The organism is Sphingobium ummariense RL-3, assembly GCF_000447205.1.
In the GTDB taxonomy this organism is placed as follows: Bacteria; Pseudomonadota; Alphaproteobacteria; order Sphingomonadales; family Sphingomonadaceae; genus Sphingobium; species Sphingobium ummariense.
This window is the reverse complement of record NZ_AUWY01000074.1, coordinates 108,871-122,104: the sequence shown is the minus strand read 5'-3', so window position 1 is coordinate 122,104 and position 13,234 is coordinate 108,871. Positions and strand designations below refer to the sequence as shown.

General features: G+C 65.4%; 10 protein-coding genes. 7 read left to right on the top strand and 3 right to left on the bottom strand.

Annotation, left to right across the window (positions count from 1 at the left end; translation table 11 throughout):
• Positions 1–142: 142 nt before the first annotated feature.
• The 6 genes from M529_RS35360 to glgX all read left to right on the top strand — a co-directional run bounded on the left by M529_RS35360 (position 143) and on the right by glgX (position 10,757).
• Entirely contained in the window at positions 143–1,345 is a 1,203-nt protein-coding gene (locus M529_RS35360) for a serine hydrolase domain-containing protein (protein ID WP_021317980.1), read from the top strand.
• 140 nt (positions 1,346–1,485) lie between these two features.
• Entirely contained in the window at positions 1,486–3,951 is a 2,466-nt protein-coding gene (locus tag M529_RS35355; RefSeq protein ID WP_021317979.1) for a glycogen/starch/alpha-glucan phosphorylase, read from the top strand.
• A gap of 18 nt (positions 3,952–3,969) precedes the next feature.
• The gene (gene glgB / locus M529_RS35350) at positions 3,970–6,129 is read left to right on the top strand and encodes a 1,4-alpha-glucan branching protein GlgB (RefSeq protein ID WP_021317978.1); all 2,160 of its coding nucleotides are present in this window, start codon (positions 3,970–3,972) and stop codon (positions 6,127–6,129) included.
• A 43-nt stretch (positions 6,130–6,172) separates the two neighbouring features.
• The gene (glgC, locus tag M529_RS35345; protein ID WP_031294962.1) at positions 6,173–7,432 is read left to right on the top strand and encodes a glucose-1-phosphate adenylyltransferase; all 1,260 of its coding nucleotides are present in this window, start codon (positions 6,173–6,175) and stop codon (positions 7,430–7,432) included.
• Between the two features lie 11 nt (positions 7,433–7,443).
• Positions 7,444–8,889, top strand: a complete 1,446-nt coding sequence (glgA, locus tag M529_RS35340; protein WP_031294961.1) for a glycogen synthase GlgA — start codon at positions 7,444–7,446, stop codon at positions 8,887–8,889.
• Positions 8,886–10,757, top strand: a complete 1,872-nt coding sequence (gene glgX / locus M529_RS35335) for a glycogen debranching protein GlgX (protein ID WP_021317975.1) — start codon at positions 8,886–8,888, stop codon at positions 10,755–10,757. The genes glgA and glgX overlap by 4 nt, the downstream gene beginning before the upstream one ends.
• A gap of 6 nt (positions 10,758–10,763) precedes the next feature.
• Here the strand turns inward: glgX and M529_RS35330 are convergent, their stop codons facing one another.
• Together M529_RS35330 and M529_RS35325 are read right to left on the bottom strand one after the other, a co-directional pair.
• Positions 10,764–11,327 carry an NUDIX domain-containing protein gene (locus tag M529_RS35330; RefSeq protein ID WP_021317974.1) on the bottom strand — a complete coding sequence of 188 codons (564 nt, stop codon included), beginning with the start codon at positions 11,325–11,327 and terminating at the stop codon, positions 10,764–10,766.
• The gene (locus M529_RS35325; RefSeq protein WP_021317973.1) at positions 11,324–11,731 is read right to left on the bottom strand and encodes a winged helix-turn-helix transcriptional regulator; all 408 of its coding nucleotides are present in this window, start codon (positions 11,729–11,731) and stop codon (positions 11,324–11,326) included. The genes M529_RS35330 and M529_RS35325 overlap by 4 nt, the downstream gene beginning before the upstream one ends.
• Positions 11,732–11,817: 86 nt before the next feature.
• Here M529_RS35325 and M529_RS35320 point away from each other — a divergent pair, with 86 nt between their 5' ends.
• Positions 11,818–12,552, top strand: a complete 735-nt coding sequence (locus M529_RS35320; protein ID WP_031294959.1) for an SDR family NAD(P)-dependent oxidoreductase — start codon at positions 11,818–11,820, stop codon at positions 12,550–12,552.
• 56 nt (positions 12,553–12,608) lie between these two features.
• On the opposite strand, the gene M529_RS35315 is transcribed toward M529_RS35320, so the two are convergent.
• Positions 12,609–13,112 carry a hypothetical protein gene (locus M529_RS35315; protein WP_021317971.1) on the bottom strand — a complete coding sequence of 168 codons (504 nt, stop codon included), beginning with the start codon at positions 13,110–13,112 and terminating at the stop codon, positions 12,609–12,611.
• Positions 13,113–13,234 lie beyond the last annotated feature (122 nt).

Here is a 13,234-nt window from a genome sequence, read left to right as displayed (position 1 = left end):
CGCTCGCGACATGCAATCATTGAAGGCTAGGGCGGGCGCGATGAATCATTTACGGCTGCGACTCCGTTCATCTAGAGCCGGCATCATAACCTCCTCCGTTCAGGCGCAGGGCGAACGGAAGAAGGGAGCGGGAGGCGAAGCAATGATGACGAACAAAGGTATCGACGGCGAAGCGGCGCGCGCGGCGGGCATGGACCCCGACGCGTTGGCGGCCCTCGCCACCTTTCTCGACGAAACCTATGTCGCCAGCGGAAAGCTGCCGCATCTCCAGCTTCTCGTCTCCCGCGACGAGCAGCCGCTGCTATCCTTTTGCAAGGGCAGGGCGCGGGCGACGGGCCAGCCGCTGCGGGAAAACGCGCTCTATCGCATCGCGTCGATGACCAAGCCCGTGACATCGGTCGCGTTCATGATGCTGGTGGAACAGGGGCTGGTCGCGCTTGACGATCCGGTGACCAACATAATCCCGGAATTCGCGGGGCTGCGCGTGGGGCCGAAGGGCGGGCGCAAGGTCCGGCAGCCGATGCGGATGATCGATCTTCTGCGCCACACCTCGGGCCTTACCTACGGGTTGCAGCGGCGGACGTCCATCGACGCGCGCTACCGGGAACTGGGGCTGGATGAATTCCAGCAGAAGCGCACATCCGACGAATTCATCGCCGCCCTTGCCGGCCTGACGCTGGAATTTTCGCCGGGGGATCGCTGGAACTATTCGGTTTCAACGGACGTGCTGGGCGTCGTGGTGGAACGGTTGAGCGGCCTCGACCTCGAAAGCTGTTTCCGCAGTCGCATCTTCGATCCGCTCGGTATGCCGGACACGACCTTCGTCCTGTCGACGGATCGGCTGGACCGGATGGCCGACGCGTGGCGGCTCGACGATCAGAACAAGCTGGTGGTCGGGGATCGTGGCGCCCGCAGTCGGTGGCGGCAGAAGGGGCGCTTCCTGTCAGGCGGCGGTGGCCTCGTCTCCAGCGTAGCGGACTATCACCGCTTTGCCCGCATGCTGCTGCGCGGTGGCGAACTGGACGGCGCCCGGCTACTGAAGCCGCAGACCGTCGCTGCGATGCGCAGCAACCAGCTCCCGGGCGGCAGCGACCTCGCCAGCCTCTCGCGCGCGATGTTCAGCGAGGCGGACTATAGCGGGATCGGCTTCGGTCTCGGCTTCGCGGTGGATCTTGCTTCGCAGGAATTCTACTGGGGCGGCATCTTCTCCACCTTCTTCTATATCAATCCGGTCGAGCGGCTGATCGGCATCCTCATGACCCAGCATCTCCCGTCCAGCACCCATCCTATCCGCAACCAGTTCCGCGCAGGCATCCGTCGCGCGATCGTTCATAGCCGGGCCTAGCACCACACGGAACCGGCGTGCCGCACCGCGGCGATGAGGAACCTTTCGCACCGCAGATATGTTGCTGCGCTGCAAAATTGCTTTGGCCCGCGCTGGCGCTGTGCCATGATTTCCCAGACTCAGCAGGGGGTGACGCTGCCATGAATATCGAAGGCAAGACCACGCTTCCCAAACCCGCTCCCCGGCAATACGACCCGCAGGTTCTGGCGCATGAGATCGTCGAGCGCCTGACCTACCGGATCGGCAAGAACGCCGCCGCCGCCAAGCCGCACGACTGGCTGCACGCCGTCATCCTCTCGATCCGCGATCGGGTGATCGACGCCTGGATCAACTCGACCCAGAAGACCTATGAGGAGGAAGGGCGCCGGGTCTATTATCTGAGCCTGGAATTCCTGATCGGCCGCCTGATGCGCGACGCCGCCTCCAACATGGAGATGCTGGAGGATTTGCAGGCCGCGCTCGCTTCGCTGGGCGTCAACCTCGACATCATCGCCGCACTGGAACCCGACGCGGCGCTCGGCAATGGCGGTCTCGGCCGTCTCGCCGCCTGCTTCATGGAGAGCATGGCGACGGTGGATGTGCCCGCCTATGGCTATGGCATCCGCTATGTGAACGGCATGTTCCGGCAGGAAATCTCCGATGGCTGGCAGGTCGAACTGCCAGAAAACTGGCTGGCGCACGGCAATCCCTGGGAGTTCGAGCGGCGTGAGGCGAGCTACGAGATCGGCTTCGGCGGCCGCGTCGACCCGCTCGAGGGGGAAGATGCGGCGCCGCACCAGATGCACTGGAAGCCCGCAGAGCGGGTGATCGCCACACCCTATGACACGCCGATCGCGGGCTGGCGCGGCAAGCGGGTCAACACGTTGCGCCTATGGGAAGCGCAGCCCATCGACCCGATCCTGCTCGACCGGTTCAACGCGGGCGACCATCTGGGCGCGCTGGCAGAAAGCAACCGGGCCGAGGCGCTGACCCGTGTCCTCTATCCCGCCGACAGCTCGCCCGCCGGCCAGGAACTGCGGCTGCGTCAGGAATATTTCTTCTCCTCCGCCTCGTTGCAGGACATCGTCCGGCGGCACATGCAATATTTCCACAGGATAGAGACGCTGCCGGACAAGGCGGCGATCCAGCTCAACGATACCCATCCCGCGGTAGCGGTCGCAGAGCTCATGCGCATCCTGCTCGACGTTCACGGCATGGATTTCGACGAGGCGTGGGACATCACCCGCCGCACCTTCAGCTACACCAACCACACCCTGCTGCCGGAGGCGCTGGAGAGCTGGCCGGTGCCGCTGTTCGAACGGCTGCTGCCGCGCCACATGCAGATCGTCTATGCGGTCAACAGCCGCCTGCTGGCCGAGGCGCGGCGGTCGGGCAAGCTGGACGACCGGGCGATCGGTACGATTTCGCTGATCGACGAAGGCGGGGAGCGGCGCGTGCGCATGGGCAACCTGGCCTTTGCGGGATCGCACAGCGTCAACGGCGTATCGGCGCTCCACACAGACCTGATGAAGGAGACGGTGTTCGCCGACCTGCACAAGCTCTATCCCACGCGGATCAACAACAAGACCAATGGCGTCACCTTCCGTCGCTGGCTGATGCAGTGCAATCATGGCCTGTTCGATCTGGTCCGCGGGGCGATCGGCGACCGCTTCATGGACGATCCGGAGGCGCTGCGCGATCTCGACGCCTTTGCTACCGACAGCGCATTCCAGCAGAAGTTCATGGCGGTGAAGACGGCCAACAAGACGGCCCTCGCCGACCTGCTTCGTCGCCGGGTCAACGCCCGGATAGACCCGGCCGCGCTGTTCGACATCCAGATCAAGCGCATCCACGAATATAAGCGACAACTGCTCAACATCATTGAGGCCGTGTCGCTCTATGACCAGATCCGCTCGCATCCGGAAAAGGAATGGGTGCCGCGCGTCAAGCTGTTCGGCGGCAAGGCAGCGCCCAGCTATCACAATGCCAAGCTCATCATAAAGCTTGCCAACGACGTCGCCCGCGCGGTCAATCACGACCCGGCGGTACAGGGCCTGCTGAAGGTGCAGTTCGTGCCCAATTACAATGTCTCGATGGCGGAAGTGATGATTCCGGCGGCCGATCTGTCGGAGCAGATCTCGACCGCGGGCATGGAAGCGTCCGGCACTGGCAACATGAAGTTCGCGGTCAACGGCGCGCTCACCATCGGCACGCTCGACGGCGCCAATGTCGAGATGCGGGACCATGTGGGCGAGGAGAATATCGTGATCTTCGGCCTGACCGCGCAGGAGGTGAACAGCCGCCGCGCCAACGGCTATAACCCGCGGGAGGTGATCGCGGGCAGCCGGGAATTGGGACAGGCGTTGAACGCAATCGCCAGCGGAGTGTTCTCCCCTGATGATCCCAATCGCTATAAGGACCTCATCCAGGGCATTTACGATCATGACTGGTTCATGGTCGCAGCCGACTTCGACAGCTATGCGGCTGCCCAGCGGCGCGTCGACGCGCTGTGGCGGGACCAGGCGCGATGGGCGGAAAAGGCGATCCGCAACGTCGCCCGCATGGGCTGGTTCTCCTCGGACCGGACGATCCGCGAATATGCCGCCGACATCTGGAAGATCCCATGACGGAAGGTCGCGGATAGGGTGCTGACGCCGGAGCAGATCGCCAGGCTGGTCGAAGGGCGGGAGGACGATCCCTTTGCGACGCTCGGCGTTCATCCGGCGGGGAAGGGCTGCACGGCCACCGTGTTCCTGCCGGAGGCGGTGCGCGTCGTCGCCCATACGCTGGAGGGAGAGGCGGTGGGCGAACTGCCTGCCGTCCATTCCGACGGGCTGTTTCACGGCAAAGTGACGGTCAAGGAACGCCGGCCGCTGCGCTATCAGGCGCACTATGCCGATGGCGGCGATTACTGGCTGACCGATCCCTACAGCTTCGGTCCGGTGCTGGGGCCGCTCGACGATTATTATTTCGCGGAAGGGTCCCACGACCGTCTGTTCGACAAGATGGGTGCCCATTGCATCGCGCATGAAGGCGTGGAGGGCACGCATTTCGCCGTCTGGGCCCCCAACGCCCGCCGCGTGTCGGTGGTCGGCGACTTCAATCGCTGGGACGGGCGCCGCGGCCCGATGCGGCACCGGCAGGATGCGGGCGTCTGGGAAATCTTCCTGCCCGATGTCGGCCCTGGCAGCCCCTACAAGTTCGAGATTGTGGGCCGCGATGGTGTGGTGCTGCCGCTCAAGGCCGATCCCTTCGCCTTCCGCACGGAGCTGCGCCCTTCCACCGCCTCGATCGTCGGCGATCCTCCGGCTCATGCCTGGGGCGATGACCGGCACCGCCGCTATTGGGCGGAGGCTGATGCGCGCCGCGAGCCGATCAGCATCTACGAGGTTCATGCCGGATCCTGGCAGCGCGACGAGCAGGGGAATTTCCTCAGCTGGGATGCGCTGGCGCATCGCCTGATCCCCTATGTCGTCGGCATGGGCTTCACCCATATCGAATTCCTGCCGATCAGCGAATATCCCTATGACCCGAGCTGGGGCTATCAGACGCTGGGCCTCTATGCGCCTACCGCGCGATTTGGCGATCCGGAGGGATTTGCCCGCTTCGTCGACGGCGCGCACCGGGCAGGCGTCGGGGTGATCCTCGACTGGGTGCCGGCCCATTTCCCGACCGACGAGCACGGGCTCGCCCGTTTCGACGGCACGGCGCTGTACGAACATGCCGACCCCCGCAAGGGCTTCCACCCCGACTGGAACACCGCGATCTACAATTTCGGCCGGCGGGAAGTGGCGCAATTTCTGGTCAACAACGCGCTCTTCTGGGCGGAGCGCTACCATGTCGACGGGTTGCGGGTCGATGCGGTCGCATCGATGCTCTACCTCGACTATTCCCGCAAGGAAGGGGAATGGGTGCCTAATGCCCAGGGCGGGCGGGAGAATGTGGAGGCCGTCCGCTTTCTCCAGGACATGAACAAGGCGCTCTACGGCACCCATCCCGGCGTCATGACCATCGCCGAGGAATCGACCAGCTGGCCCAATGTGTCGCATCCGGTGCATGCCGGGGGCCTGGGCTTCGGCTTTAAATGGAACATGGGCTTCATGCACGACACGCTGCGCTATCTGGCGCGCGAGCCGGTGCACAGGGCGCATCATCATGACGACATCACCTTCGGCCTGCTCTACGCCTTTACCGAAAATTTTGTTCTGGCCCTCAGTCATGACGAGGTCGTGCACGGCAAGTCGTCGCTGCTGCACAAGATGGCGGGGGACGACTGGCAGAAATTCGCCACGCTGCGCGCTTATTACGGGATGATGTGGGGCTATCCCGGCAAGAAGCTGCTGTTCATGGGACAGGAATTCGCCCAGCGCGCCGAATGGAGCGAGGCGAGCAGTCTGGACTGGCATCTGCTCGACCACGCACCGCACCGGGGGATGCAGCTGCTGGTCAGCGACCTCAACCGGATCTATCGCGAGCATCCCGCGCTGCACCGCCGCGATTGCGAGCCGGAAGGGTTCGAATGGGTGCTGGTCGACGCGGCGGCGGACTCGGTCTTCGCCTGGCAGCGGCGGGCGCCTGGCGTTCCGACGGTGGTGGTGATCAGCCACTTCACGCCGGTGCTGCGCCACGGCTATCGCCTGCGCCTGCCCGCGGCGGGGCGCTGGCGGGAGATATTGAACAGCGACGCTTCGGCATATGGCGGCAGCGGCATGGGCAATATGGGCCAGGTCCACGCCGATGAGGAGGGATGGGCCAATGTCACCATTCCGCCCTTTGCGACGTTGATGCTGGAACTGGACAATTAGACGATCGGGATCGCCCGATCGTGATGGGCGGGAGAGGATGAGAATGCAGAGCCGACACCAGCCCCTTGCCCGTGACGCCATGGCCTATGTGCTGGCCGGGGGTCGCGGCAGCCGCCTGGCGGACCTGACCGACCGGCGTGCCAAGCCGGCCGTGCATTTCGGCGGCAAGGCGCGGATCATCGACTTCGCCCTGTCAAACTCGCTCAACAGCGGCATCCGCCGCATCGGCGTCGCGACCCAGTACAAGGCGCATTCGCTGATCCGCCATCTTCAGCGCGGCTGGAACTTCTTCCGCCCGGAACGGAACGAGAGCTTCGATATCCTGCCCGCCAGCCAGCGTGTGTCGGAAAGCCAGTGGTATGAGGGCACGGCCGACGCGGTGTTCCAGAATATCGACATCATCGAAAGCTACGCGCCCGAATATATGGTCATCCTGGCGGGCGATCATGTCTACAAGATGGACTATGAACTGATGCTCCAGCAGCATGTCGACAGTGGCGCGGACGTCACCGTCGGCTGCCTGGAGGTGCCGCGGATGGAAGCGACCGGTTTCGGCGTCATGCATGTGGACGAGCAGGACGTCATCACCGCCTTCGTCGAAAAGCCCAAGAACCCGCCCGGCATCCCCGGCCAGCCCGACATGGCGCTTGCCTCCATGGGCATCTACGTCTTCCGTACCAAGTTCCTGATCGCGGAGTTGTGGCGCGACGCCGACGACCGAGATAGCAGGCGCGACTTCGGCGGCGACATCATCCCGCACATCGTCAAATATGGGAAGGCGGTCGCCCACCGCTTTTCCAGCAGCTGCGTGCGCGCGGAAAGCGAGCTGGTGCCCTATTGGCGCGACGTGGGCACGATCGATGCCTATTGGCAGGCCAATATCGACCTGACCGACGTGGTGCCCTCGCTCGATCTCTACGACCGCAGCTGGCCGCTCTGGACATATTCGGAGGTCACGCCGCCCGCCAAGTTCGTCCATAATGAGGATGGTCGGCGCGGTTCCGCCACCTCCTCGTTGGTCGCGGGCGGTTGCATCGTATCGGGGTCTTCGTTGCATCGGAGCCTGCTGTTCTCCGGCGTGCGCACGCACAGCTTCTCGTCCGTGACCGAAAGTGTGGTCATGCCCGATTGCGTGATCGGGCGCGGCGCCCGGCTGCATCGGTGCGTGCTCGATTCCGGCGTCATCATTCCCGAAGGACTGATCGTGGGCGAAAATCCCGAACATGACGCGCAGCGCTTCCGCCGGACAGAAAGCGGCATCTGCCTCATCACCCCGCCGATGATCGAACGGCTCGCAGGCTGATCGAAGGCGCCATGATGAAACTGCTGTCGGTCGCCTCCGAAATCTATCCGCTCGTCAAGACCGGCGGGCTCGCCGATGTGGTGGGCGCGCTTCCAGGAGCCCTTGCGTCGCAGGGGGTGGAGGTGCGGACGCTGGTGCCCGGCTATCCGTCGGTGCTCGCGCATCTGGGCAAGGCGAAGGCGGTGCGGCGCTATTCCGCGCTGTTCGGCGCGTCGGCAACGGTTCTGGCGGCGCATGTAGGCGGGCTCGACCTGCTGGTGCTCGACGCGCCAGACTTCTTCGCGCGCGAAGGCGGTCCCTATGGCGACGCGGGCGGGAATGAATGGAGCGACAACTGGCGGCGCTTCGCGGCCCTGTCGCAGGTCGCGGCCGACCTGGCGGTGGATGGTATCAGGGGCTGGTGTCCGGACATTGTCCATGCACATGACTGGCAGGCGGCGATGGCCGCCGCTTATCTGCGTTTCGGGCCGGGCCATGCGATCCCCAGCGTCGTCACCATCCACAACCTCGCCTTTCAGGGCCGGTTCCCGGCGGACATCTTCCCCGCTCTCGGCCTGCCGCCGGAAGCCTGGGGCATGGACGGTGTCGAATATTATGGCGGGATCGGCTATCTGAAGGCGGGGCTCGTCTCCGCCGCCGCGATCACTACGGTCAGCCCGACCTATGCAGAGGAAATTCGATCGCCCGCCCACGGCATGGGGCTGGACGGGTTGGTCAACGGGCGGGCAGACCGGCTGCACGGCATATTGAACGGCATCGACATGGACATCTGGAATCCGGCGGCCGACACCCTCATCGCAAAGCCCTTCGCGGCTCGATCGCTGACGGCGCGAACCGCCAATCGCCGCGCGCTGGAGACGCGCTTCGGGCTGGACCGCGACGCTGCGCCGCTCTTCATCATCGTCAGCCGCCTGACCTGGCAGAAGGGCATGGATCTGATGATTGGCGCGATCGACCATCTGGTCGGGCTCGGCGCGAAGTTGTCCGTGCTCGGGTCGGGCGACCATCCGCTGGAAGGCGCCTTCCTGGCCGCCTCCGATCAGCATCGGGGCAGGGTAAGCGTGCAGATCGGCTATGACGAGCCGCTGTCGCATTTGATGCAGGCCGGTGGCGATGCGATCCTGATCCCCTCGCGCTTCGAACCCTGCGGCCTCACCCAGCTCTATGGCCTGCGTTATGGCTGCGTGCCGGTGGTGGCGCGGGTCGGTGGCCTGGCAGATACCGTGATCGACGCGAACGAAGCGGCAGTGGCGTCGGGCGCGGCGACCGGCATCCTCTTCCCGCCGTCCGATCCGCTTGCTCTGCACGGGGCTATTGCGCGTGCCGTCGACCTGCATGGCGACCGTCCGGCCTGGCAGGCGATGCAGCGCGCCGGGATGCGTGCCGATTTTTCCTGGACGCGCAGCGCGGCACGCTATGCGGCGCTGTTCCGGTCGCTGGCCGCGGAGGCTGCATGACGGCGACGCTGGGGCCGGTCGTCGGCGCGAACGGAACGCATTTCAGCGTCTGGGCCCCCGACGCCACGCAGCTCTGGCTCTGCCTGTTCGACGCCGAGGAGAAAGAGACGCGGCTGCCGATGCTCCGCGCCGGCGACGGCATCTGGCATGGCGATGCGCCGGGCGTTGGGACAGGCGCGCGCTACGGCCTGCGCGCGGAGGGCCACTATGCGCCCGATGCCGGACATTGGTTCGATCCCGACAAGCTGCTGCTCGATCCCTATGCGCCGGCCGTCGACCGGCCGTTCGAGCATCTCCCGCTGCTGGCCGCCCGACGAGGGGCGGGGCCTGACACCGCCCCCTTCGTCCCGCGTGGCGTGATCGCGGAACCGCTGCCTCCTCTCGCCCCTGCGCCACCGCTGTTTGCACCCGGCGGCCTCATCTATGAGCTTCAGGTCCGCAGCTTCACCCGCCTGCACCCCGACGTGCCGGAGGCACAGCGCGGCACCATCGCCGCGCTCGCCCATCCGTCCATCATCGCGCATCTCAAACGGCTGCGCGTCGATGCCGTGGAACTGATGCCGATCAACGCCTGGATCGACGAACGCCATCTGCCGCCGCTCGGCCTGCGCAACGCGTGGGGCTATAATCCGGTCAGCTGGTTCGCGCTCGACCCCCGCCTGGCGCCAGGCGGCATGGTGGAACTGCGTGACGCGGTGACGGGGTTGCGCGCGGCTGGGATCGGTGTGATCCTGGACATGGTGTTCAACCATGATGGGGAAAGCGATACCGAAGGCCCCGTGCTTTCCCTGCGCGGCCTCAACGGACGCGACTATTTCCGGCGGGAAGAGGACGGCCGCCTCATCAACGATACCGGCACCGGCAACAGCATCGACTGCAATCATCCGATGGTGCGACGGCTGATCCTGGATTCGCTCCGGCATTTCGTCACCCAGGCCGGCGTGGACGGCTTCCGCTTCGATCTCGCCCCGGCGCTGGGACGGCTTCCCCAGGGTTTCGATCCCGCGGCGCCGCTGCTTCGGGAGATGCGCGCCGATCCCGTGCTCGCCGATCGCGTCCTGATCGCCGAGCCCTGGGACATCGGGCCGGGCGGCTACTGCCTCGGGCGGTTCGATGAGGGGTGGCTGGAATGGAACGACCGCTATCGCGACGATGTCCGCCGCTTCTGGCGCGGCGACGCCGGGACGATCGGCACGCTGGCGACCCGGCTCGCCGGCTCGTCGGACCTCTTTGCGGGGGAAGGGACGCGCAGCGTCAACTTCCTCGCCGCGCATGACGGCTTCACTTTGGCGGACCTGACCGCCTTCGCGGACAAGCACAACGAAGCCAATGGCGAGGACAATCGCGACGGCCATGGCGAGAATTTCAGCTGGAACAACGGCGTGGAGGGGCCGAGCGACGATCCGGCCATCCTCGCCGCCCGCCGCCGTGACGTCAAGGCGCTGCTCTCCACACTCTTCTGCTCGCGCGGCACGATCATGTTGACGGCGGGCGATGAGTTCGGCCGCAGCCAGCAGGGCAATAACAACGCCTATGCGCAGGACAATGCGATCGGCTGGATCGACTGGTCGGCGGCCGACGCGGAGATACTCGAGCATGCCTTCGCCATGGCCGATCTGAGAGAGCGCCATGCCCCCTTGCACGATACGGCCTTCCTACGCCCGGATGACGTCGAATGGCTGGACGAGGCAGGCGAGCCGCTGACCGTCGCACAGTGGGAAGACCCGGCCCGGCGCATCCTTGCGCTGCGCTATAGGGCGACAGGTCTCACGCTCTGCATCAATGGGATAGGCGAACCCTGCACCTTCCATCTCCCCGGCATCGCGGTGGAAGTGGCGGGCCGGAGCCTCCGCACGGTGGAAGGCTGACCCGCTTCAGCCCGCGTCGAACAATTCCGGTCGCCGGACGCGCAGCGCCAGCAGCAGGATGACCAGCTTGCCGTCCTGCATCTGCTTCCGCTCGAACAGATCCCATAGCGCTGCCAGCGGCATTTCATGCACGGTGATATTTTCTTGCTCATCCGCAACGCCGCCCCCGTCGGCGATGCGGTCCGCCAGCCGGTAATCGGCCAGAAAATAATCAATCTTCTCGGTCACGACACTGGGAATGCTCCAGATCTGGCCTAGCGGATCGAGTGTGCCGAGCCGCACGCCCGCTTCCTCCAGCGCCTCGCGCCGCGCGCAATCCTCCGGCTCATCTTCCAGATTGCCGGCGATCGCCTCCAGCATGTCGGGCAGTCCCGCCAGCGTCACCGGCGCCCGTGGCATCGACACCACCAGCGCCACCCGCCGCTCGGGATCATAGGGCAGCACCGCGACGGCGCGGCCCATCTCCACCACATGCCGCTCGAATATGTCGCCGCCTTCCGCCCGCACGGTCGCCATGGTGACGCCCAGCCAGTCGTCATAGATGCGGCGCACGGAAAGGATGGTGGTCATTCTCGCGCTCCCTTGCCCTCTGCGGCCCTAGCCGCGCCCCCGGCCTGCCATGCTTCGCGTTCCGCAAAGATGCGCGCGACCTCCGCCATATTGTCCGCTCCCCAATTGCACAGCGGCACGAGCGCTTCAGCCAGGCTGTGGCCCAGCGGCGTCAGCGTATAGTCCACGCGCGGCGGGACTTCCCGATAATCCCGTCGCGTCACGATACCGTCGGCCTCCAGCTCCTTCAGCTGCTGGATCAGCACCTTGTCGCTGACCCCTCGCACTGCCCGCTTCAGCGCGCCGTACCGGTTCGGCCCCTGAATCAGGAAATAGATGATCAGCGGCTTCCACTTGCCCGCGATCACGCGAAGCGTCGCGTCGAGGCCGCAACTGAAGCCGGAAGGGGAAGGAGACGCCGTCATATTTTCATACTTACCAAAAGGTGCATACTTGTTCCTAGGTAGGTGCGATCTCAGTTCTGCGCCAGTGCAAAACTGGAGACACAGGCATGAACAGATTGAATGGCAAGACCGCTGTGGTGACCGGCGGAGGCACGGGGATCGGCTTCGCGACGGCAAGGCGGTTCATCGAAGAAGGCGCCTTCGTCTATATCACCGGCCGCCGACAGGCGCCGCTCCACCGGGCGGTGGAGGCCTTGGGACCGAATGTCCGCGCCGTCCAGGGGTCGGTATCCGACCTCGACGATCTCGACCGGCTGTTCGACACCGTGAAAGCCGAACGCGGATCGCTCGACATCCTGTTCGCCAATGCGGGTTTCGGCGAGCTGGTTCCGCTGGGGCAGATCACGCCGGAGCAGTATGACCGGACATTCGACGTCAATGTGAAGGGCGTCCTGTTCACGGTCCAGAAGGGCCTGCCGCTGATGGGGCAGGGCGGATCGATCATCCTGACGGGATCGACGACCGGCGTGATGGGAACGCCTGCGTTCAGCGTCTACAGCGCGACCAAGGCGGCCGTGCGCAACTTCGCGCGCAGCTGGGCGCTGGACCTGCGCGGCACCGGCATCCGCGTCAACGTCCTGTCTCCGGGGCCGACGCTGACTGAACTGGCGGAGGAAGCGGTTGGGCGGGACGCGATGATCGAAATGGGAGCGGGAACGCCCATCGGCCATGTCGGCGATCCGTCGGAAATCGCCGCGGTGGCGGCATTCCTCGCATCGTCGGACAGCAGCTTCATGACCGGCAGCGAAGTGTTCGCCGACGGCGGCCTTGCGCAGATCTGACCGCTTCGGAAAGACATGGAGGCGGGAGTGCTGAGCGCTCCTGCTTCCATCTCCCGCTATGCGTTGGATTCAGCCACGCCGTTGCGATTATCGTCATCGTCAACGGTCTGCTCGCCCAGATGGCCCGGCCCGTGATAGGCGATCTCGCTCTGGCCGCCATGGCCGAGCATAGTGCCGAACTTGGCATCCGCTTTCCTACCCTGATGGGGATTGGGATAGGGCTTGCCCGCGCTCTGTCCGCCCGGGCTCTCAGCGGTATCGTTCAGGTCATGGACGCTGTCGGCATGACCGTCCTCGGCCGATTTCCTGATCGATGCGCTTTCCGGCCGCTCGCCGCCTGGGTCTGAGGCGTTGGCCGGTTGAAGCCCCTGATCCTCGGCAAAGGCGACGCCGGAAACGATTTCCGCCCTCGCATCGCTGCCAGGGATCGACTTGCTTTGCGCCTGTGGGGCGGCACCCTCCGTCGCCGCGCGCTCGCCGCGCCAGCCCTGCGCCGGCGGCGGCGCGTCGTCCTTGATCGGGGAACCCTGTCCTTGCAGGAAAGCATTGCGGTCGTTCATGTCGCACTCCTTTTCACGAACAACCGATCGCCCTTGTTGCCGATCCATCGAGCGGGACGCCGGCTTACCCATGTTAGGGACTGTCCCGGATCAGCGGGAACTGGCCGGCAGATCCGAGGCGC